The 23,175-nt window shown below is 36.5% G+C and carries 19 protein-coding genes; 9 read left to right on the forward strand and 10 right to left on the reverse strand.

The genetic code is table 11. The annotated features are described in order from the left end of the window. Window positions 1-104 precede the first annotated feature (104 nt). Window positions 105-1,091, forward strand: coding sequence for a patatin-like phospholipase family protein (locus tag CS063_RS09735; protein ID WP_099449513.1), 987 nt, complete (start codon window positions 105-107; stop codon window positions 1,089-1,091). Window positions 1,092-1,302: 211 nt separating this feature from the next. Here the strand turns inward: CS063_RS09735 and CS063_RS09740 are convergent, their stop codons facing one another. The 5 genes from CS063_RS09740 to CS063_RS09760 all read right to left on the reverse strand — a co-directional run bounded on the left by CS063_RS09740 (window position 1,303) and on the right by CS063_RS09760 (window position 7,887). After that, on the reverse strand, window positions 1,303-1,818 hold the full coding sequence (locus tag CS063_RS09740) for a deoxycytidylate deaminase (RefSeq protein WP_099449514.1): 516 nt from the start codon (window positions 1,816-1,818) through the stop codon (window positions 1,303-1,305). Between the two features lie 78 nt (window positions 1,819-1,896). Continuing rightward, window positions 1,897-3,636, reverse strand: a complete 1,740-nt coding sequence (locus CS063_RS09745; RefSeq protein ID WP_099449515.1) for an oleate hydratase — start codon at window positions 3,634-3,636, stop codon at window positions 1,897-1,899. A 136-nt stretch (window positions 3,637-3,772) separates the two neighbouring features. Further along, window positions 3,773-5,209: a proline--tRNA ligase gene (gene proS, locus CS063_RS09750; RefSeq protein ID WP_099449516.1), complete on the reverse strand. Its 1,437-nt coding sequence runs from the start codon at window positions 5,207-5,209 to the stop codon at window positions 3,773-3,775. A gap of 293 nt (window positions 5,210-5,502) precedes the next feature. Beyond that, window positions 5,503-7,221, reverse strand: coding sequence for a proline--tRNA ligase (locus CS063_RS09755; RefSeq protein ID WP_099449574.1), 1,719 nt, complete (start codon window positions 7,219-7,221; stop codon window positions 5,503-5,505). 381 nt (window positions 7,222-7,602) lie between these two features. Further along, a complete protein-coding gene (locus CS063_RS09760) occupies window positions 7,603-7,887 on the reverse strand; it encodes a sodium ion-translocating decarboxylase subunit beta (RefSeq protein WP_099449517.1) in 285 nt (94 codons plus the stop codon). 359 nt (window positions 7,888-8,246) lie between these two features. Here CS063_RS09760 and thiT point away from each other — a divergent pair, with 359 nt between their 5' ends. Further along, window positions 8,247-8,912 carry an energy-coupled thiamine transporter ThiT gene (gene thiT / locus CS063_RS09765; RefSeq protein ID WP_099449518.1) on the forward strand — a complete coding sequence of 222 codons (666 nt, stop codon included), beginning with the start codon at window positions 8,247-8,249 and terminating at the stop codon, window positions 8,910-8,912. Between the two features lie 79 nt (window positions 8,913-8,991). Here thiT and CS063_RS09770 read toward each other — a convergent pair whose 3' ends face one another. The 5 genes from CS063_RS09770 to gatC are packed head-to-tail and all read right to left on the reverse strand — an operon-like array spanning window position 8,992 to window position 15,683. Beyond that, window positions 8,992-11,079, reverse strand: coding sequence for a glutamine synthetase III family protein (locus tag CS063_RS09770; protein ID WP_099449519.1), 2,088 nt, complete (start codon window positions 11,077-11,079; stop codon window positions 8,992-8,994). 60 nt (window positions 11,080-11,139) lie between these two features. Next, entirely contained in the window at window positions 11,140-12,456 is a 1,317-nt protein-coding gene (gene aspS / locus CS063_RS09775; protein ID WP_099449520.1) for an aspartate--tRNA(Asn) ligase, read from the reverse strand. Between the two features lie 16 nt (window positions 12,457-12,472). Continuing rightward, complete coding sequence (gene gatB, locus CS063_RS09780) at window positions 12,473-13,912, reverse strand: Asp-tRNA(Asn)/Glu-tRNA(Gln) amidotransferase subunit GatB (RefSeq protein WP_099449521.1); 1,440 nt, start codon at window positions 13,910-13,912, stop codon at window positions 12,473-12,475. Window positions 13,913-13,931: 19 nt separating this feature from the next. Continuing rightward, the gene (gene gatA / locus CS063_RS09785; RefSeq protein WP_099449522.1) at window positions 13,932-15,380 is read right to left on the reverse strand and encodes an Asp-tRNA(Asn)/Glu-tRNA(Gln) amidotransferase subunit GatA; all 1,449 of its coding nucleotides are present in this window, start codon (window positions 15,378-15,380) and stop codon (window positions 13,932-13,934) included. A gap of 18 nt (window positions 15,381-15,398) precedes the next feature. Then, window positions 15,399-15,683 (reverse strand): Asp-tRNA(Asn)/Glu-tRNA(Gln) amidotransferase subunit GatC, encoded by a 285-nt coding sequence (gatC, locus tag CS063_RS09790; protein WP_180270745.1) that lies wholly within the window; start codon window positions 15,681-15,683, stop codon window positions 15,399-15,401. A 522-nt stretch (window positions 15,684-16,205) separates the two neighbouring features. On the opposite strand from gatC, the gene CS063_RS09795 reads away from it, so the two are divergent. From CS063_RS09795 to CS063_RS09825, 7 genes are read left to right on the forward strand one after another with little or no spacing between them, the layout of a single operon-like run. Continuing rightward, window positions 16,206-17,303: a class II glutamine amidotransferase gene (locus CS063_RS09795; RefSeq protein ID WP_099449524.1), complete on the forward strand. Its 1,098-nt coding sequence runs from the start codon at window positions 16,206-16,208 to the stop codon at window positions 17,301-17,303. Beyond that, on the forward strand, window positions 17,303-18,805 hold the full coding sequence (locus tag CS063_RS09800; RefSeq protein WP_330401005.1) for a glutamate synthase-related protein: 1,503 nt from the start codon (window positions 17,303-17,305) through the stop codon (window positions 18,803-18,805). Before CS063_RS09795 ends, CS063_RS09800 begins: the two co-directional genes overlap by 1 nt. Window positions 18,806-18,817: 12 nt before the next feature. Further along, on the forward strand, window positions 18,818-19,249 hold the full coding sequence (locus tag CS063_RS09805) for a 4Fe-4S dicluster domain-containing protein (protein ID WP_099449526.1): 432 nt from the start codon (window positions 18,818-18,820) through the stop codon (window positions 19,247-19,249). 3 nt (window positions 19,250-19,252) lie between these two features. Continuing rightward, window positions 19,253-20,491 carry an NAD(P)/FAD-dependent oxidoreductase gene (locus CS063_RS09810; protein WP_099449527.1) on the forward strand — a complete coding sequence of 413 codons (1,239 nt, stop codon included), beginning with the start codon at window positions 19,253-19,255 and terminating at the stop codon, window positions 20,489-20,491. Next, window positions 20,481-21,203 (forward strand): GltB/FmdC/FwdC-like GXGXG domain-containing protein, encoded by a 723-nt coding sequence (locus CS063_RS09815; RefSeq protein ID WP_099449528.1) that lies wholly within the window; start codon window positions 20,481-20,483, stop codon window positions 21,201-21,203. The genes CS063_RS09810 and CS063_RS09815 overlap by 11 nt, the downstream gene beginning before the upstream one ends. Window positions 21,204-21,247: 44 nt before the next feature. Continuing rightward, window positions 21,248-22,564: a type I glutamate--ammonia ligase gene (gene glnA, locus CS063_RS09820; RefSeq protein WP_099449529.1), complete on the forward strand. Its 1,317-nt coding sequence runs from the start codon at window positions 21,248-21,250 to the stop codon at window positions 22,562-22,564. Window positions 22,565-22,605: 41 nt separating this feature from the next. Next, window positions 22,606-23,175, forward strand: coding sequence for an ANTAR domain-containing response regulator (locus CS063_RS09825; protein ID WP_099449530.1), 570 nt, complete (start codon window positions 22,606-22,608; stop codon window positions 23,173-23,175).

Genomic DNA, 23,175 nt, shown 5'->3' on the forward strand with positions numbered 1-23,175 from the left:
CCAAAATAGACATTCCCCCCTCTATTTACTTATTTTTCATAACACCTTAAACATATCTCATAAGCCTAGAGAATATATTGTTAAAAACGAAATGAGGTGCCACTATGGATACTTCTTTTACTAATTTAGTTTTTAGTGGTGGAGGTGTCTGGGGGATAGCTTATCTCGGGGTATTAGACTATCTTTACAGTGAAAATCTGATGGAGAATGTAGAACGTATAGCAGGAACTTCCGCAGGAGCTATTACTGCCTGCTTAACAAGTTTTAATCTTCCCTTTAGTGAGCTTAGAATAATTGCGGATTCTCTAGATTACAGTAAGGTTCCTGGACAGGATGAAGTCTTTACTCAGCGTACACTCTCTCCCACTATCAAAAAACAACTTAATAAAGTATTTGGAAATATTGATTGTGTTTATCGTTTAATTAAGCAATATGGCTGGTATTCCTCTACCTACATCTATAACTGGCTCCAAACACAAATCGCCATGCAATTTGATATTTCCAAAAAACAACCCCCTTACACCTTTGCTGATTTTCAAAATACCTCTATACACAAAAATAATAGACCTTTTTTGGATCTCTATCTATTAGGAACAGATGTCTCTAATCAAACTTCTGTTGTTTTTTCTGCTGACTCAACACCTTATGTAGAAGTTGCAGAAGCTGTGCGCATCTCTATGTCCGTTCCTATCTTTTTTGAAGCCATCAAAACAACTGCTCTCACTACTGCTCAAAAAAATAATCCCCTTGTCTTTTCAGATGGTGGATTATTAGCCGTATACCCTATTGAATTATTTGATAAAATTTCTCTTGCCCAGCAAACATTAGGCTGTATGTTTACAAGCCCACTTATACCTGAACCTATACAAAACCTTATTGATTTTATAAGTCATATTCTTTCTTCTACCACTACCTTGCAAATGGATTACTATCGCCGTGACCCAGAATGTATGAGGAGAAGCATTGATATAAACACAGGTCATACCTCTTCTCTAAATTTCAATGTTTCAGTAGGTGACCCTACCTACAATTTTCTTTATCAAGCAGGTTACTCTGCTGCCCAAAGTTACTTTACTCCTAAAAAAGGGTGAATTTTTATAGCAAATAAGAAAGGAGGTGACGTTAAATGGCTGCCAAAAAACAAGCTAGCAAACCAACAAAAACAACCAAAGTGGATAAAACAAGTAAAAATTCTAAAACGACCGCTAAAAGTAAAAAAAGTAAATAGCTTTCATCAAAAAAATGCTTTCCCTGTACCCATTACTTGTTCTATTACAAGAAGTACATTAGGAAAGCATTTTTTTAAATCATTTCTACATTAAAATCTAAAACAATCTTAGAAGTTTGTGTCTCTAACCTAGTAAGCTTTACCCCTGCTGCTTCAAACATTTTCTTAGAAGCCTTAACTACATCTGTCTGGGCATATTTATCCGATAAATAAATAACTTCGTTAATACCAGATTGAATAATCGCTTTACAACATTCATTACAAGGGAAAAGTGCAACATAAAGCTTTGCACCTACTAAAGATTTACCTTGTGCATTAAGTATAGCATTTAATTCTGCATGTACAACAAAAGGATATTTTGTATCTAAAAAATTACCCTCTCTATCCCATGGGAAGTGATCATCCTTGCATCCAATCGGAAAACCATTATAGCCTAAGCTTAGTATTGTATTAGGACGCTGTCCAACGCACTCTTCACCACTTACAATACAAGCACCTACCTGAGTACTAGGGTCTTTACTCCTTTTAGCTGCCAATAAAGCCATTCCCATGAAGTAATCATCCCAAGATATATAATCTGGTCTCTTCATTACCTTACCTCCTAGCCTTATCTTTAGCTTATTATACTATTACTTGTTCAATCTATAAATACACTTTTATAAAATTTACTATCTGTAGGCAGTTTTTAAAGCCTTTAATAAGATACGAGGATCCTTTTTATAGGGCGTAACTGGACAAATCTCCTTATCCTGTATGCCAAATAAAGTATAAATAGCTATACGTGCTGCCCTTACAGAATATTCCTCTGTAAATACCATGTCTTCTGGAATCTCCACAAATTGACTAACCATTGCAAAGTTAGTAGAACCCTCTGGTACAACCTTAGGTCTGTCGCTCATCTTTCGTGGTTGAAATTGTGCATCAATATAAGGCATCATGCAAGGAATCACATTAATAATAGATTCTAATATCTCATTCTTATCTTTTTCCATATGCAAATGATGAATAAGCTCAATGAGAATCTCTTCTCCTGTGCAATTTCGCATAGGCTTTCTTATATAATTACCAATACGATCCGTATAAAGTCCATATCCCCAAAATATAGTGGTATCCATTGGTTGATTTTTAAAATGAGGTTGAGCTGCTACTACAATGCTCATTAACCAGTTGGAATCTTTAAAAGTCATAAGTGCCCCACTGCCTGGAATGTTTCCTGAAAATCGTTCAATAAGCTTAAGTAGCTTGTTTCCTTTACAAGTCACCGTAAAGCTTTCCCAATTGGTTTCTTCTGGATGATGAAAGAATGGAGCAGGATTTCCTAAGCCTGTCTTTTTCTTAGCTATATTTTCCCAAAGCTCTGCAGACATTGGTTTTTCTGGCTTATATTGAGGTGCCATATAAAAATCACCTAAACTTGCATTATCCGTCATACAGCCATTTGTCATAATACATACATCTTGTGGCCTTAAAGGGATAAGCTTTTTTTGACCTTCCTTATCCTCCAAATGAATACCTGTTACTGTAATCTGCTCTTCTGGTGCAAAATCTAAATCAAAAACCCTTGCATTTATTTTAAAGTCTACACCTGCACTTTTTAGATAGGCTTTAAGCGGTAAGATCACAGATTCATATTGATTATAAGGTGTGCGTGTTACACCCTCTAACGTTTCAATACGAGAAAATTCGAAGATCATACGTTCCATATAACGTTTAAATTCAAATAAACTAGACCATTTTTGAAAAGCAAAGGTCGTTTGCCACATATACCAAAAATTTGTTTCAAAGAAGTGAGGTGTATTTATAAACCATTCTTCAATTGTCATATTATCTAACTTTTCTTCTGGGGTAAGCATGAGTTTTCCTAAAGCAAGACGGTCCGCCGTATTAAAACCCATACTCCTTACATCTAAAATATTTCCCTGCTTATCAATTAATCGGGCTTGTGCATGTGTTGGATGAAGATGGTCAAAGTTTAAAATCTCTTCTGTTACACTTTTATTAGGAACCTCTAAAGAAGGGATACTTCTGAAAAGCTCCCAAAAGTTTTCATAGGTTTCCTCATTGAGCATTCGCCCCCCTCGACATACAAAACCATTTTGAGCATTTCCTCCACCATCATTACTGCCTCCTAAAATTTTAAGGCCTTCAATAACATGAATGTTTTCTCCTTTAAAATGACAATCTCTTATTAAGTAAGCTGCTCCAGCTAAAGAGCCTAGACCACCTCCTATAAAATAAACATGTCTGTCTTTGCTTTTCATGGAGGGAAGCCTTTTTTGGACTTGCTCCTTTCTACTAGCTACACATGCTTTTTTTCCATTGATCTTCCATATAGCCAGACCCATACCTGCTGTTATTCCCATTAATAACCATGGGTAGTTATTTTTCTTACGCCTTTTTCTATTCATAACGTCCCTCTTTTCTTTTTACATAATAGCATTTACTATTACCTATAGATTAAGCAGAGGGTTTTAGAATTATTCAATTCTAAGCAAAAAGTGAGTACAGCTTTTATACCGTACTCACTTTTATTTAAAATATTTTTTAGTAGGCTTTACCCCAATAAACCATCTTCTTAGCGGGCTTACCACAACAGATACACGTCTTAGCAATTTCTTCTTGTTCAAACGGCATACAACGTGACGTTGCACCTGTTTCTTCTTTAATTTTGTTTTCACATGCTTCATCGCCACACCACATTGCTTTTACAAACCCTGGTGTTTCTTCTACTGTTTTTGTAAACTCTTCCATAGTAGTCGCAGAGTAAGTGTGTGCTTCTCTATGGTTTCTGGCTTTCTCTAACATTTCTTTTTGCATAGCTGTAAGTAACTTTGTTACTTCTTCTTGAATATGATCAAGAGATACTACCACCTTTTCACCTGTATCGCGTCTTGCAAGAACCGCTTGATTTGCTTCAATATCCTTTGGTCCTATTTCTAAACGTACTGGAACGCCTTTCATTTCATGCTCACTAAACTTCCAACCTGGTGATTTGTCACTGTCATCTACTTTTATTCTGCCAACCTCTTGAAGCTTTGCCTTAAGTTCATAAGCTTTATCAAGCACACCTTCTTTATGTTGTGCCACTGGGATAATCATCACTTGGACAGGGGCAATAGCAGGTGGTAATACAAGCCCACTATTATCACCGTGTACCATAATCAGTGCTCCGATAAGGCGTGTGGTCATCCCCCATGAGGTTTGATGGACATATTGTAATTGGTTATTTTTATCTGTGTATTGAATGCCAAAAGCCTTTGCAAAGCCATCACCAAAATTGTGACTTGTACCTGATTGAAGGGCTTTACCATCGTGCATCAAACTTTCTATAGTATAAGTTGCCTTTGCACCAGCGAATTTTTCTTTTTCTGTCTTTTGACCTTTTACTACAGGAATAGCAAGGACATTTTCACAAAACTCAGAGTAGACATTAAGCATGCGTACTGTTTCTTCTTCTGCTTCTTCTGCTGTTGCATGAGCCGTATGACCTTCTTGCCATAAGAATTCAGTAGTACGAAGGAAAGGACGCGTTGTTTTTTCCCAACGTACAACCGAACACCATTGATTATAAAGCTTAGGTAAGTCTCTATGAGATTGAATTTCCTTTGCATAGTGATCACAGAATAAGGTTTCTGAAGTAGGACGTACGCAAAGTCTCTCTGCAAGCTGCTCTTTCCCACCATGTGTTACCCATGCTACTTCTGGTGCAAAACCCTCTACGTGATCCTTTTCTTTTTCTAATAAGCTTTCTGGGATAAACATAGGCATATAGACATTAACATGTCCTGTTTCTTTAAAACGTTTGTCTAATTGTTGTTGTATAAGTTCCCAAATGGCATAGCCATAAGGTTTAATAATCATGCAACCTTTTACACTTGCATAGTCCACAAGCTCTGCTTTTTTAACCACATCGGTATACCACTGTGCAAAATCCTTATCCATATCTGTAATCTCAGATACAAACTTTTGTTTTCCTGCCATTTCTTCTTCTCCTTTTATTTAAACATATTATTTTTATTATAAACATCCCCACACCCTCGTAGGGGACGATTCCATATCGTCCCTCCTCTTTCCTCATCGTCCCTCAACACCTTATCTCCAAAAACTTTCTCCTCTATCCAAATATAAAATAGCCTTTGGCATAGTTAAAGAAGTAGAGTAGAGTGTGGATGGATATAAGTTTTAAAACGGATATGAGATTCCGGTTGGATATGGAATCCCAGGTGGATATGGAGTCTCGGGCGGATATGGAATCCGCCCCTACGGGGAAATGATTAGAGGTTTGATTTTAATAGTTGTTCTATAAGACTTGTTACTTCTTGCTCAATACCTGCAACAGGTACAAGTTTCTTAACTGACTTATCTCTTGTTACAAGTTCTACTTTGCCTTCTTTAAGATTTTTTTCTCCGATCACTATACGCACAGGTATACCAAGAAGGTCTGCATCTGCAAATTGAACGCCTGGTGCTACATTTCGGTCATCCATTAAGACTTCAAACTGCTTATTTAACTTGCTATAAAGATCAAGTCCAATAGCATTTGTATCTAGAGATTTACTCTTAAGAGCACAGATATGCACTTGCCATGGTGCTACTGATATTGGCCAAATGGGACCCCATTCATCATGTCGTGCTTCAATAATACAAGCCAGTAATCGACCTACTCCAATGCCATAACAACCCATAATAGGTGTTTTTGACTTACCGTCTGAGTCGGTATAAGTCATATGCATACTCTCTGAATAACGTGTACCAAGTTGGAAAATATTCCCCACTTCTACACCACGTTTAAATTGTAATTTGCCCTGACAATGTGGGCACTCATGTCCTTCATTAACTTGTGCAATATCATAATAAGCTTCTGGCTTAATATCTCTCTCCATACTAATGCCTTTGATATGATAATCTACCTTGTTTCCTCCTACTACGAGATTTTTCTCATTTCTAAGAGATTCATCAAAAATAAGAGTTGCCCCATCTGCTTTTAAATGATAAGGCCCCATGAAGCCATAGCAAAGGTTAGGAGTATCTTCATAACGTTCAAAAGGTCGAATTTGTGCTTTAACTACTTTTTGTAGCTTCGACTCATTTACTTGCAGGTCTCCTCTAATAAATACAATAAGAGGTTCTTTTTGCCCTTCTACTTCAAATACACACGCTTTTAACGTTTGGTCATTTGTTACACCCAGTAAATTTGCTACTTGTTCAATCGTATGGGCATTAGGTGTATATACTTCTTCTATTTGTCCCTCTATAGTTGTGGCAACTGGTAATTTAGAAGTAGCTACCTCCATATTAGATTGGTAATCACAGCTGTCACATACTACAATCGTATCTTCTCCAATATCTGTAAGAAGCATAAATTCGTGAGCAACCTTTCCTCCCATCATTCCTGTGTCTGATTTCACACAGATGACTTCTGGCACACCCGCCCTTCTAAAGATGGTATGATAAGCTTGCAGACATTCCTCATAGTAACTTTCTAAGTCTTCTTGAGAAGTATGGAAAGAATACGCATCCTTCATAGTAAACTCTCTTACACGAATAAGCCCACCTCTTGCTCTAGGTTCATCTCTAAATTTAGTTTGGATTTGATAAATCATGAAGGGATATTGACTATAGGACTTGGCTTCTGTACGTGCTAAATGCACAGCTGCTTCCTCATGTGTCATACCTAATACCATATCTTTACCTGCTCGATCCTTAAAACGGACCAATTCACTGCCTACTCCTTCAAAGCGTCCTGATTCTTGCCATAATTCTCCTGGAAGAGCCACTGGAAACAGAACCTCTTGTCCATCAATTTTATCCATTTCTTCCCTGATAATGTTCTCAATTTTAGCTACTACCCTTTTAGCTGGAGGTAATAAAGAATAAATACCATTCGTTACTTGACGTACATATCCTCCACGTAATAAATAGATGTGACTAATACTCGTTGCATCTCCTGGTTTTTCTTTAAAGCGTTCACCTAATAGTTTGCTCATTAACATAATCTTTTCATCCTCTTCTTTAAAATAGCCTTTATAGTCAAAAAAACCCCTATGCATCAATGCATAGGGGCCATGTAATCTCGGCGGTACCACCCTAATTAACACAAGACCTGCTTATGTTATCTTAGTTACTCTATAACGGGAGTTCCCGCTGCGTTTATGTTTTTGCGCAGAGCTCCGAGCTTGGACAATATAGCTTAGCTTTAGAAGCCTTTCACCCGGTGAGCTTCCTCTCTTTATATAATTAAAAGCTAGTTTTATACTGATTTCTCTTCTCAGCTAATTTACTTATTCTATTTACCTATAAGCATAATCAAAACCCTAAGCCTTGTCAAGATAACCTTAGCATCTCACCACAAACTTCTCTTGCGTCCTTCTTTTTCATTTCTTATTTCTCCATAAAATGATGCTCCCTATAATAGTAAGTCCTAATAAAATAACTATTCCTATTAAAGAACCTAGATTAAGTTTAGTCCCTACAAAAATAGCTGTTGGTCCATCTGCCCCTCCTATGATACCAACACTTGCCGCTCCAAAATTTTCTTTAATTAACTTAAACATAAAGTACTTCTTTAATAAAAAAGGAACAACTGTAGTTATTACTAACAACATCCCACTTAAAAGGGTTATAACCTTAATAATTATTAATTTTAACTCTTTTTTCATACGCTCCCCCTACTTGATTCCTATAGACTATTGGTAAACTTGAATTCTTATCCTATTCTATCACTTTGCATTTAACATCACAACATTTCAAATATTTAACCTAGTAAAACTTAAAAGTTTGACAACCTCTAGAGGCTATACTATAATAATTTTGATAATCAAATATTCTTTTGCTAGGGGAGCTTTTAGCTGAGAGTGTACATATCGTACAGACCCTTATAACTTGCTTACAGATAATGCTGCTGCAAGGAAGCGAATGTGCTCCGAAAATAGTATGAGTCACACATTCGTGTGGCTTTTTATTTTTGTGCATAGATACCTTCTAGCGAAGAAAAATAATCTTTGAAAGGGGTTTTTTTATGTCTCATATTTTTACAAAGCTTTTAGAAATCAGTCCTCTTGTATGGACTATTTTGGGTGTCATCGTATTGTTTTCCTTATTAGGTCTTGTTTGGACTTCTAAAAAAGAGGCAAAACAATCTTCCACTTTAACTACAAAGAAAGTTGTTTATGGTGGTATGTGTATTGCGCTTTCTTTCATTCTCTCCTATATTCGCCTCTATAAAATGCCTCAAGGAGGTTCTATTACTTTAGCAAGTATGTTCCCTATTATCTTATATTCCATGGTATTTGGTCCTATAGCGGGCATTGTAACAGGTGTAGCCTATGGCTTTCTTCAGCTTATTCAAGACGCTTGGGTACTGAACTGGGCACAGCTCCTCTTTGATTACCCCTTAGCCTTTGGTTTCTTGGGGCTTGCTGGTATGGCACCAAGCGCAATTAAAGCAAAAGAACTACGTACCGTTTTAGCGGTTTCTATCGCACTTTTAGGCAGAGGACTCATGCACTTCTTATCTGGTATCATCTTTTTTGCAGATTCTGCTCCAGAAGGTACAAGTGCTGTACTCTACTCTTTAGGCTATAATGCTTCTTACATTATTCCTGAATTAATTATTACCCTTATCCTTTCTGTTATCCTTATTTCAACCCCTATTTATGGAGCTATGAAAAAATCTGTTGCTTAATTATTAGGCATTCACTTGATAATCAATCAAAAAAAGACGCCGGGAGTAGCGGCGTCTTTTTTTTGGAGTATCTATGTGATTATACGTAGAAGAGTAGGTCTACGTATGTTGGAAATGGCCATTTCTCAGCAGGAATCATCGTTTCAAGTTCATCTGCTACAACTCTTAAAGTTTGCATCGCTTCAAAGATATACTCTCTGTAAAATTTAGCAGCATCTAGCACATCTGAGTAATTCTTTGTTTCAAGTACAAGCTTGTCAAGTTCATCAATTTTACTCATTAAGGATTCGGTTAAATTCGAAAGCTTTGTAGCATAAGCTTGCTCCTTTTCTACACTCATATTAAAACCAAGCTCTTGCTTCACTTTAAGGGTCTCAAATATTTCTTTTGAGTAACTAAGAACTACTGGTAAAATTTCCCTCTTCACCATATCTAACATAGTAAGAGCTTCTATATTAATTGTTTTTGAGTAGCCTTCAAGCATGATTTCACAACGTGATTCAACTTCTGCCTTAGTAAAGATACCATGTTTAACAAAGAGATTAATACTTTTTTCATAAGCAAAAGTTGGAAGTGCTTCAACAGTTGTCTTAAGGTTGTGAAGCCCACGTTTAGTTGCTTCTTTTACCCATTCCTCACTGTAGTTATTACCATTAAAGATAATACGTTTATGATTTTTAACTGTTTCTTTTATAATTTCCATCACTTCTGCTTGGATATCAGCTACTGCTTCTAAGCGATTTGCAAATTGCTCTAATTCCTCTGCTACAATGGTATTTAAAACAATATTGGCACCTGCAATAGACGCTGCAGAACCTAACATCCTAAACTCAAATTTATTACCTGTAAAAGCAAATGGAGAGGTCCTATTACGGTCTGTTGTATCCTTTGCAAACCTAGGAAGTGCTGTGACACCTGTTTCCATAAAACATTTGGCGGTCTCTTCAGCTATTTCACCTCTTTCGATGCATTCTAAAATGTGTGTGAGCTCATCACCTAAAAACATAGAAACAATAGCTGGAGGTGCTTCGTTGGCTCCTAAACGATGATCATTTCCTGCACTTGCTACCGCTACACGAAGAAGGTCTGCATATTCATCAACAGCCTTAATAACAGCAGCTAAAAATAATAAGAATTGTGTATTTTCCCTTGGTGATTTGCCTGGTTCAAGGAGGTTTTCACCTGTATTGGTAGAAATAGACCAGTTATTGTGTTTACCAGAACCATTTACGCCTGCAAAAGGTTTCTCATGAAGTAAACATACAAGACCATGTCTTTCTGCTACCTTTTTCATAAGCTCCATTGTTAATTGATTATGATCTGTTGCAAGGTTTGTTGTTCCGAAAATTGGAGCTAGCTCATGCTGTGCAGGAGCCACTTCGTTGTGCTTTGTTTTAGCCAAAATACCCAACTTCCATAATTCTTCGTCTAAGTCTTTCATGTATTCTGAAACCCTTGTACGGATATTTCCAAAGTAGTGATCTTCTAATTCTTGCCCTTTTGGAGGTTTCGCCCCAAAAAGTGTTCTACCTGTTAAAATAAGATCTTTACGTTTTTTATACATTTCTTTATCTACTAAAAAGTATTCTTGTTCAGGCCCTACCGTGGTAGTTACCCTTGTTACACTTTTTCCTAACTGACTTAAAATACGGATTGCTTGAACATTAATAGCTTCCATCGAACGAAGTAAGGGTGTTTTTTTATCAAGCACTTCACCACTGTAAGAGCAGAAGGCTGTTGGAATATAAAGTGTACCATCTTTTACAAAGGCATAAGCAGTTGGATCCCAAGTTGTATATCCTCTTGCTTCGAAGGTTGCGCGAAGGCCTCCTGAAGGGAAAGAAGATGCATCTGGCTCTCCCTTAATTAGTTCCTTACCTGAAAACTCCATAATGATTTTGCCATCTGCTGTTGGTGAAATAAAGGCGTCATGCTTTTCTGCTGTAATACCTGTCATAGGTTGAAACCAGTGAGTGAAGTGTGTGGCACCTTTTTCAATTGCCCAGTCTTTCATTGCACTGGCTACTACTTCTGCTACCTCTGGTTCAAGCTCTGTGCCTTCTGCCATTGTTTTCTTAAGAGATTTAAAGATGTTTTTAGGTAATCTTGTTTGCATTACTGTTTCATTAAATACATTACATCCAAATATTTCTGATACTGCTGTCATACTAAATTCCTCCTCAATTTATACTCTTTATTTTTTATTTATTAACTTAAAGGATTTACCTTAAGGCTCTAGTCGATGAACATCCCTTGGAAACATACTTGCCTGCCTTATATTTTGCAAATCTAAGAGCTTCATGACAAGCCTCTCAAGCCCTATTCCAAGTCCCCCATGAGGTGGCATACCATATTTATGAATGTTTAAATAATGATAAAACTCCTCTGGATGCATGCCCATTTCCTTCATTTTAGCTACTTGCTCGTTATAATCATGAATCCGTTGTCCCCCTGTTGTAATTTCTAGCCCTCTAAAAAGTAAATCAAAGCTTAGTGCAAACCTTGGATCTTCCTTATCATTCATAGCATAAAAGGGTCTTTTTGAGGCTGGAAAATGTGTAATAAATATAAACTCACTTCCCCAGTTTTCTTTGGCATACTCATAAAGAAATACCTCATCTTCTGGTTCTAGGTCATATTTATTTTTACCACCTTTACCTTTTAGCACTTCTAGTGCTTCCATAAAGGTTAGTGAAGGAATAGTGTCTACTACTGGGAGGGTAACACCTAGTATTTCAAGGTACTCTTTGTAATGTGTATAAAGGTATTCTAGGGTGTATTTCAGCATGGCTGTTTCCATCTCCATGACATCATACATACTCTCTATATAGCCCATTTCAAAATCAAGACCAATATATTCATTTAAATGCCTTGAAGTATTGTGCTTTTCTGCCCTATATACAGGTGCTATTTCAAATACACGATCAAAAAATGCTACACATGTTTGTTTATAAAATTGTGGGCTCTGCGCCAAATAGGCTTCTTGGTTAAAATAATCTAATTTAAAAATATTTGCTCCACCCTCTGCACCAGCTGCTACTATTTTAGGTGTAAACACTTGGGTAAAGCCTTCCTTAAGCATAAACTCCCTAAACCCAGATACTACCCCCTCTTGTATTTTAAAGATAGCTCTCTCATAAGGATTACGAAGGGCAACGGAGCGATTATCTAAATTAGCCTCTAAACCACAGCCTAGTTTTTTATGACTTACATTAAGGGGATATTCCCCTTGAGGACTACTTAAGATTTTTATTTCTGTCAGTAAGATCTCAAAACCTAGTATAGCTCTTTCATCCTCTCTAACATGTCCCTTTACTTTTACATAACATCCTACTTTTAATTGCTCTATACTATCCCCACATCGGTCTTTTTCATAAATTCCTTGTATAAGATATCTACCTGTTCGGAGGATAATAAATGCAAACTCACTCATAGACCTTATTTTATGAATACAGGCATCTATCGTAACAACACTATCTACTTGCCTCTTTATTTCTTCTATATTGATCCATTTAATGCGTTTTACTCCATCCATAGTTAACATAGACTACTCCCCTTTCTTACCTTAACTTAGTAAGTTCGCCTTCAAGGATTTCTTTAATAGTCTTAGGGTTTGCCCTACCTGCAAGCCTCTTACTACATTGTCCCATAAGGAAACCAAATAACTTTTCTTTGCCTGCTAGATAACCTGTTACCTCTTCCGTAAATTCACTAACTACACTGCTTACCACTTCTTTGATCTCATCTGTATTATCATTCATGAGGTAGCCTTGTTCCTTTGCTATTTCCATAGGCCCTTTTTGACTTTCTATCATCAGCTTTAATATAGCTTTTGCATTATTTTTATTTACAATATCCTCTTCTGACATTTTTACTAAAGTAGCAAAGGCTTCTGCTGAAAAGGGAAGATGATTGCTTTGTATTTCTCCCTCATTCACATAGCGAAGGATTTCTACTACTATAAAGTTAGCTACCGCTTTATAATTGGGATAAATCATAACTACATCATTATAAAAATCTGAGATCCCTTTCTCATTCACTACTATTTGAGCATCCGCTTTATTTAAGCCATATTCCTTTGTGTAAAGCTGCATTCTCTCATCAATGAGTACAGGCATTTCTTTGGAAAGCTTTTCAATATCTTCCTCTGTAATAATAACCGGAATAATATCTGGTTCTTTGAAATATCTATAATCATGTGCATCTTCTTTAGAACGCATAGAAACTGTCACGCCACGATTATCATTAAATTTTCTTGTTTCCTGAACAATAGGTTCACCTGTTGTTAAGAGCTTAGTTTGTCTTTCAATTTCATAATCAATGGCTCTTACAATAGATTTCATTGAATTAAGATTTTTGATTTCTACCTTTGTACCTAATTCTTTAGCATCTGCATGTTTAAGAGAGATATTAACATCTGCTCTTAAAGAACCTTCTTCCATCCTACAAAGACTTACACCTGCATATTGAAGGAGTCCTGATACCTTTTCGATATAAGCTCTTGCCTCCTCGGCTGAAGACATATCTGGCTCTGATACGATTTCTAACAAAGGAACGCCACACCGGTTATAATCTGCAAGACTGGTATTTTCAATATCATCATGAATCAGTTTACCTGCATCTTCTTCAATATGTGCATGATGAATACGTATCTCTTTTTCACCTTTATCACCCTCTATCTTTACCTTTCCTGAAAGGCATACAGGTGAATCAAATTGTGAAATTTGATAAGCCTTAGGAAGATCGGGATAAAAGTAATTCTTTCTATCTATTTTAGAATAACGGTTTATTTCACACCCTAGTGCTAAACCTGCTTTAATCGCACATTTTACTACCTCTTGATTAAGAACCGGTAATGTCCCTGGAAAACCTGCACATACTGGACAACAGCGTGTATTTTGTTCACCCCCAAAGTCTACCTCACAGCTACAAAATATTTTTGTTTGTGTAAGAAGTTGGGCATGTATTTCAAGTCCTATAACTGGAATGTAACTTGACATTTTATTCACCTACCCTTTCTTATAAACTAGGAGCTTTCCTAATAAAATCTTTCTCAAATGCATCTGCTACTTGAATTACCTTTGCATCATCAAAAGCTTTACCTATAATAGACATACCAATTGGCATATTATCTTTGTCATAACCACAGGTTGTTGAAATACCTGGAAGACCTGCAATATTTACTGTAACAGTACAGATATCTGCTAGATACATCTTTACAGGATCATTTTCAATAGCTCCTCTTTTAAAAGCAACTGTAGGAGCTGTAGGTGTAAGCATTACATCACAGCGCTCAAAAATTTTGTTGTATTCTTCTTTAATTTTTTCTCTTATATAAAGAGCTTTCTTGTAATAGGCATCATAATAGCCACTAGAAAGTGCATAAGTTCCTAATAAAATTCTTCTCTTTACCTCATCTCCAAAACCTTCCCTACGTGTACGTTCAATACGTTCTTTATAGGTTTTAGCATGAGGCATGCAGTATCCAAATTTAATACCATCATAACGTGAAAGGTTGGAGCTTGCTTCAGCTGAGGAAAGTAAGTAATAGGCTGCTATAGCATATTTAAGGCTTGGCATAGAAACCTCTTCAATACAAACCCCCATTTCTTCATATTTTTTAGCTGCTGCAAGCACTGATTCTCTGACTTCTTTATCAATACCCTCTTCAAAGAACTCCTTTGGAAGGGCAACAATCATTCCTTTAATATCTTTACCTAATAAACTTTCAAAATCTATTTCTTGACGTGAAGAGGTTCCATCATTACAATCATAACCACCTATTGTATTTAAGATTGTTGCACATTCTTTTGCACTATGTGCCATAGGTCCTATTTGGTCAAGTGAACTACCAAAGGCTATAAGACCAAACCGTGAAACACTTCCATAGGTAGGCTTCATACCTGTAATCCCACAGAAAGCTGCAGGTTGCCTAATGGAACCACCTGTATCTGAACCAAGGGATATTGCTGATAACCTAGCCGCTACAGCCGCTGCGCTTCCCCCTGAAGAACCTCCTGGCACTCTTGTTAAATCATGAGGATTTTTAGTCTTTTTATAATATGAAGTTTGAGTAGAGCCCCCCATAGCAAACTCATCCATACTTGTTTTTCCAAGGATAACTGCTTGCTCATTTAAAAGCTTATGGATAACAGTTGCACTGTAAGGGGGAATAAAGCTTTCTAACATTTTTGAACCACAAGTTGTACGTATACCCTCTATACACATATTATCTTTAATACTTATTGGGATACCTGTAAGGGCTTTTGCCTGACCTTTAGCGATTCTCTCATCTGCTTTTTTAGCAGCTTGGATAGCTTCATCAGCGCATACTGTAATATAACTGTCTATTTGTGCATCTATTTTCTCAATTCGATTTAAATAATACCTAGTAAGCTCTACAGAAGATAATTCTTTACTATCTAGTAACGTTCTTAACTCAGCAATATTTCTATCACATAGCTCCATCATTTTCCTCCTCACTCACTATTCCATTATCTTAGGTACTACGAAAAAACCATCCTTCTTATAAAGCGCATTTTGAAGAAGTTTTTCACGCTCATAAGAAGCTTTACATACATCTGTTCTTAAGTTGTTAAGGTGTACTCCCTCACCTACCTTTTGAAAATCTTCTTCTAAAATCAGGTCATTCATCGTATCCATAAGCTCTACAATAGCACTCATCTCAGCTACAAGCTTTGGCCTACTTGCTTCCTCTACCTCTATTTTAGAAAGCTCTGCTAAATAAGTAATTAAAGCTGTATCTAGCATCCTCATCACCTACTCTTTATTAAAATTTTATAGATTACTCCAATAATCTATAGCTTTAGAAAATAAAAAGAGGCTAACCTAATAACACCTAAGTGTTACTTTAGTTAGCCCCTTTGCTAATTTTTATTCTCTTTGTGTTAGATTATACAATGACTATTTTTGAAATTCAAGAGGTATTTTAAAAATATTATCAAAATATTATTATTTTTTAATTGAGGGTTATTTACCTCTCTCTGTCAAATAATAGGATATCTTTGTACTTATAAATTTTTAGATTACCTATTCTTGCAAGACTTATTCCTTATGTTTCTATATTTATATGTTGTTTGTCTATTTAAAATAATGAATTATTATACGCTCATTCTTGCAAATTAGTTGACTTTTATAGTGAAAAATGTTATTAGTAATTATATAGGAGAACAAAGGCGTTCTTTGAGTGTAAATTGCACTCAAAGTGCGCCTTTTTTGTTTCAACTTTTATTTTGGAGTATTTTTTAATTAATTTTTATGGAGGAGATCTATATGCTAAAACGTGAAGGTGAAATTCGTATTCCTTCAGGATGTGCTATCTCTGGCTTTATTAATCGTAGTGGTAAGCGTGTGAATGGTGGTGAAATTGTAAAGTCTATCTCTTACATGCACGATCGTTCAAATGGCTTAGGCGGTGGTTTTGCTGGTTATGGTATCTATCCTGAATACAAAGATTTATATGCTTTCCATGTTTTCTATGAAAACAGTCAATCTCGCGAAGAGACTGAGAGATTTTTGGAGAAACATTTTGATATTGTTAACTTAAGTCGTATCCCTACTAGGAAGCATAAGAACATTACTCATGAACCTCTTATCTGGCGCTATTTCCTTAATCCTTTACCTACTAAATTAGCTGCTAGTCAACTAGATGAAAAGGAATATATCGTTCAGTCTGTTATTAATATCAATATTAAAATTGATGGTGCCTATGTTTTCTCAAGTGGAAAGAATATGGGCGTTTTTAAAGCTGTAGGCTTTCCTGAAGATGTAGGTGAATTCTATCGCCTTGATGAATATGCAGGTTATGCTTGGACAGCTCACGGTAGGTATCCAACTAATACACCTGGCTGGTGGGGAGGTGCTCATCCCTTTGCTCTTCTTGACTATACTATTGTACATAATGGGGAGATTTCTTCTTATGATGCCAATAGGCGCTTCGTTGAAATGTTTGGTTATAAATGTACACTTTTAACAGATACAGAAGTTATTACTTATATTATTGACCTTTTAAATCGTAAACATGAACTTTCTTTAGAAGATGTCTGTAAGGTAATTGCTGCACCTTTTTGGAGTAAAATTGATACGCTGCCAGAAAAAGAAAAAGCAAAATACATTCACCTTCGCAATATGTTTGCAAGCCTCTTAATCACCGGACCCTTCTCTATTATTCTCGGTTTTGAAGGAGGTCTTATGGCTCTTAACGACCGCCTTAAACTTCGTTCTATGGTTGCCGCTGAAAAAGGGGATACCGTTTATATAGCTAGTGAAGAGTGTGCCATTCGTGCCATCTGTCCTGAAGTTGATCGCATTTGGTATCCAAAAGGTGGAGAACCTATTATCGTGACATTAAATAAAGGTGGTGACAAATAATGATTGATTTCCTTTATCCTGATTATGAAATTATAAGAAATGAAAAAAGATGTATTACATGTAAAGTATGTGCAAGACAATGTGCCAACGAAGTTCATGCTTATGACGAAGAGTTAGATTGCATGGTAGCTGATGAAAAAAACTGTGTAAACTGCCAACGTTGTGTATCACTTTGCCCTACTCGTGCTCTTAAAATAGTTAAAACAAACAATGTTTTCAAAGAAAATGCCAATTGGCCTCAAGTACTTATAACAGAAGCTTATAGGCAGGCAGCAACGGGTGGTGTGCTCCTTTCTAGTATGGGAAACCCACAACCTTATCCTGTTTATTGGGATAAAATCCTCATTAATGCAAGTCAAGTAACTAACCCTTCTATCGACCCATTAAGAGAACCTATGGAAACGCAAACCTTCTTAGGCAAAAAGCCTCAAACAGTTAAATTTGATAAAGAAGGTAATCTCTTATCTGAAAGTTACCCTCATCTTAAACTTGAAGTGCCTTTTATGTTTTCTGCTATGTCTTATGGTTCTATTAGTAAAAATGCTCATGAAAGCTTAGCTAGGGCTGCAACAGAGTTAGGTACCTTTTACAATACGGGTGAAGGTGGACTTCATGAAGATTTCTATAAGTATGGAGAACATACGATCGTACAAGTAGCCTCTGGGCGTTTTGGTGTACATAAGAAATATTTAGAAGCAGGTGCTGCTATTGAAATTAAAATGGGGCAAGGTGCAAAGCCTGGTATCGGTGGTCACCTTCCTGGTATAAAAGTTGGAGAGGATGTTTCTAAAACACGTATGATTCCCCAGGGAACAGATGCCATCTCTCCTGCTCCTCATCATGATATTTACTCTATTGAAGACCTTAGACAACTTATTTTCTCATTAAAAGAAGCTACTCATTATGAAAAACCTGTTATTGTTAAAATTGCTGCTGTTCATAATGTGGCCGCTATTGCCTCTGGTATTGCACGATCTGGTGCAGATATTATCTCTATTGATGGTTATCGTGGTGGTACCGGTGCAGCACCAACACGTATTCGTGATAATGTAGGTATCCCCATTGAGCTTGCTCTTGCAGCAGTTGATGCCCGTCTTCGTGATGAAGGTATTCGTAATGAAGTTTCTATTGTTGTAGGTGGAAGTATACGCTCTGCTAGTGATGCAGTAAAAGCAATTGCTTTAGGTGCAGATGCCATTTATCTTGGTACTGCTGCTCTTCTAGCCCTTGGTTGTCATCTCTGTCGTAGCTGTCATGGTGCGAAATGCAATTGGGGTATTGCTACGCAGCGCCCTGATCTTGTCAAACGTTTGAATCCTGAAATAGGTTATGAACGCCTTGTCAATCTTATTCATGCGTGGGATCACGAAGTTAAAGAAATGATGGGTGGTATGGGTATTAACTCTATCGAAGCACTTCGTGGAAATAGACTTATGCTTCGCGGTATTGGTCTTTCTGAAAAAGAATTAGAAATCTTAGGCATAGCCCATGCTGGTGAATAGGAGGAAACTATCATGAAAAAAGTATATGTAAATGAGGATTGGTGCCTTGGCTGCCACCTTTGTGAATATTATTGCAGCTTTGCAAATAGTGGTGAAAGTAATATGATTAAAGCTTTTAATAAGGGTAAAAAAACAACTCCTCGTATTGTAGTTGAAGAAGGCTCTGCCATCAATTTTGCTGTTCAGTGTAGACATTGTGATGATCCCCTTTGCGTAAAGGGCTGTATTTCTGGTGCCTTATCTATTCAAAACGGTATTATCTTAGTAGATGATACTAAATGCGTAGGTTGTTATACTTGTGTACTTTCTTGTCCTTATGGCTGCATTGTAACAGATCATGAAAAGGTTATAAAAAAATGTGACTTATGTGCTTCCAACTCAGGTACACCTGCTTGTGTGCAAGGATGTCCAAATGCAGCTATTGTTTTTGAAGAAAGGAGTTAGACTATGAACTATTTAATTATTGGTAACTCTTCTGCTGCTATTGGCGCTGTAGAAGGAATTAGACAAGTAGATTCAACAAATCCTATTACTATCATCTCAGATGAGCCTCACCATACCTATGGTAGACCCCTTATCTCTTATTGGTTAGAAGGTAAGCTTTCTGACGAAAAGATGTTTTATAGACCTCAAAATTTTTATGAAAAAAACAATTGTAAACTCTTATTAGGGACTAAGGTTACAGCTATCGACATTGAAGCTCAAGTAGTCCAACTCCAAGATACAAGTTTTATAGAATATGATAAATTACTTATCGCTACTGGATCTCGCCCCCTTATGCCTCCAGTTCCTGGACTTGAACAAGTTAAAAATAAATTCTCATTTATGACTTATGATGATGCTAAAGCCATTAAAGCCATACTTAAACCAGATAGTAAGGTGCTTATTATTGGTGCTGGTTTAATTGGTTTAAAAGCAGCTGAGGGTATTACTAAAACAACTTCTGACATTACCGTTGTAGATTTAGCTGATCGCATCCTTCCTAGTATCTTAGACAGTGAAGCTGCTCAAATTATCCAAAAACATATGGAACAAAAAGATATCCGCTTTATCCTTAACAATAGAGTAGATAGCTTTTCCTCAGACACAGCCACATTATCAAGTGGTGAGACCCTTGATTTTGACCTTGTTATTGTAGCAGTAGGTGTACGCCCTAATGTAGAGCTTGCTAAGGAAGCAGGCCTTGCTGTAAATAGGGGGATCCTCTTAGATGAAAGCTGTAAAACTTCTGATGCTAATATCTATGCGGCTGGTGATTGTACAGAAAGTATGGATATTACAACCGGTGAACAAAAGATCTTAGCTCTTCTTCCTAATGCTTATATGCAAGGTGAGGTTGCTGGGATTTGTATGGCTGGTGGACAAAAAACTTATACTCATGCCATTCCAATGAATGCCATTGGTTTCTTTGGACTTCATATGATTACGGCAGGTACTTATGATGGGGAAGCTGTTGTAACTCATTCTAATGAATCCTTTAAAAAACTCGTTTTTAAAGATAATGTACTTAAAGGTTATATGATGATTGGTGATGTTAAACGTGCAGGTATTTATACTTCTCTTATCAAAGAACAAGTATCGGTTTCAAAGTTAGATTTAGAGCTTCTTCATTCTAAACCACAAATGATGCTTTTTGATAAGGCAAGGAGACTTGAAAAGCTTGGAGGTGTTCATAATGAAAATTAACGCAAGTACTCTTCATTTTCGTGCATTAAATGAACAAATAAAAGCAAGTAATGATTGTTCTATCGAAATTATTAACTGCTTAGGTCATAGATATATTGGCACTGGTGTAACCGGAAAACAAATTGATATTCATGGTGTACCAGGCAATGCTCTAGGTGCTTATCTAGCTAGTAGTACCCTTAACGTATTTGGTAATGCCCAGGATGCTACTGGTGACACAATGGATTCGGGTAGTATTATTATCCATGGTAATTGTGGAGATACAACTGGTTATGGTATGCGTGGTGGAAAAATCTATGTACAAGGTGATAGTGGTTACCGCACGGGTATCCATATGAAGGAATATAAGGACTGTCAACCTGTTATTGTTATTGGGGGTAAAGTAGGTGATTTCTTAGGAGAATATCAAGCAGGTGGTTTAATCATTGTCTTAGGTTTAAATCACGAAAATGAAATTCCTGTTGGAAGCTTTTGTGGTACGGGTATGCATGGTGGAGCCATTTACATACGTTCTAATAACCTTCCTAGTGATTTACCAGCTCAAGTTTCTGCTCATGAAGCAACTGTAGAAGATTTAATTTTTATTAAAGAATATATTGATGAATTTGGTGAATATTTTACTATTAATAGTGAAAGCATTTTAAAAGATAGATTTTATAAATTAACTGCAAATTCTAAAAATCCTTACAAACAGCTTTACACACACAATTAATAGGCTTAAACTGTGAATAATATATGATGATGGGAGGATACTCTATGTCCTTTAATAAATTAGGTGCTTTGAGATTTGTAGAAGAAAATGATGTAAAGTTTGTAAAACTTCAATTTTGTGATATGTTTGGGCATATGAAAAATATTTCTATTCCTTCAAAACAACTTCCAAAAGCCTTTGAAGAAGGCATCGCTTTTGATGCCTCTTCCATTGATGGTTTTGGAGTTATTGAAGATTCTGAACTCTTTTTATTTCCTGATCCTACTACATTATGCATCTTACCTTGGCGTCCTCAGCATGCACGAGTAGCTCGACTATTTTGTGATATTAAAACAGGAGATGGCAATCCTTTTCTAGGAGATAGCCGTTATATTCTCCGTCGCACCTTTGAACGTGCTAAAAATATGGGCTATATATTTAATGTTGGTGCAGAATGTGAATTCTTTTTATTTAAAACAGATCAGGAAGGTAAACCTACTCTCAATCCAAGTGATAGGGCAACGTACTTCGATTCTGCTCCTATGGACCAAGGCGAAAACACAAGACGTGAAATTTGCTTGACCCTTGAACAAATGGGGTTTGAGATCGAATCTTCTCATCACGAATCAGCCTATGGTCAACATGAGATAGACTTTAAATACGATAATGTCATTCAATCAGCTGATAATATTTTATCTTTTAAGTCTGTTGTTAAAACTATCGCTGGACGTAATGGACTCTATGCTTCTTTTATGCCTAAGCCACTCTCTTTAACAAGTGGTTCAGGTATGCACATCAATATGTCCTTATTTAAAGATGGAGAAAATATTTTCAATACCCAAATTGGAAATGAGCTCCCTCTTGTGGCTAAATACTTTATTGCAGGCATTCTTTCTCACATTAAAGAAATTTGTGCCGTTACTAATCCTATTGTTAATTCTTATAAAAGATTAAGTTCTGAGTTTGAAGCGCCTAAGCATATCGCTTGGTCTTATAAAAACCGTTCTTGTCTCATTCGTGTCCCCTATACAACTAAAGGCTACAATCGTATCGAACTACGTAGCCCTGACTCAACCTGCAATCCTTATCTTACTCTTGCACTCATTTTGTCAGCTGGTCTTGATGGAGTGGAGAAAAAGCTTGAGTTAATGCCCGCTTTAACACAAAATGCTTATACCCTTACAGAAGAAGAATTAAAACATTACACTATTGATTTACTACCACAAACTTTAAATGAAGCGCTTCATATCATGCAAGGTAGTGAATTTGTTAAAAGTATTTTAGGAGAACACCTCTTCAATAACTACCTTGTATCAAAAACACAGGAATGGAATATATATAATCAAACCATCCACGATTGGGAAGTTAGAACCTATCTTTAATCTTATGGAGTATAAAATGATTATAAAAAGGAGTAGGAAGCGTGGAAAAGATATTAATCGTATCTACCCAAAAAGAGTCTTCAGATGCCTTGTATGATATCATTGCGCCGCTTCTTCCCTCTGGCTATGAACATGTCTCATCTGCCAATGAAGCCCGGCGAAAAATTGATTATACAGATTTTGATCTAACTATTATTAATACGCCACTTAGTGATGAATTTGGTACAGAGTTAGTTTTGGACCTAGCAGAAAAGTCTTTATCTGCTATACTCCTACTTGTAAAGTCCGATATTATGGAACAAGTTCAAGAGAAAGTCTCTATAACAGGAGCCTTTGTAGTAGGTAAGCCAATTAACAAGCAGGTTTTACTCCAATCCATTCCCTTTGTTCTTAACTCCAAACAAATTATCTCTACTCTTAGGGAGCAAAATAAAGCTCTTAAAAAAAAGATGGATGATATTAAGGTAATCGAACGAGCCAAATTCTCTCTCATTAGATATTTAGGCTTTGATGAAAAGCAAGCTCATAGGTATATTCAAAAACAAGCTATGGACCTTAGGGTATCTCCTAGGACTATAGCAGATAACATTCTCAAGACTTATGAAGTATGA

Source organism: Sporanaerobium hydrogeniformans (genome assembly GCF_002735925.1).
Lineage (GTDB): Bacteria > Bacillota > Clostridia > Lachnospirales > Cellulosilyticaceae > Sporanaerobium > Sporanaerobium hydrogeniformans.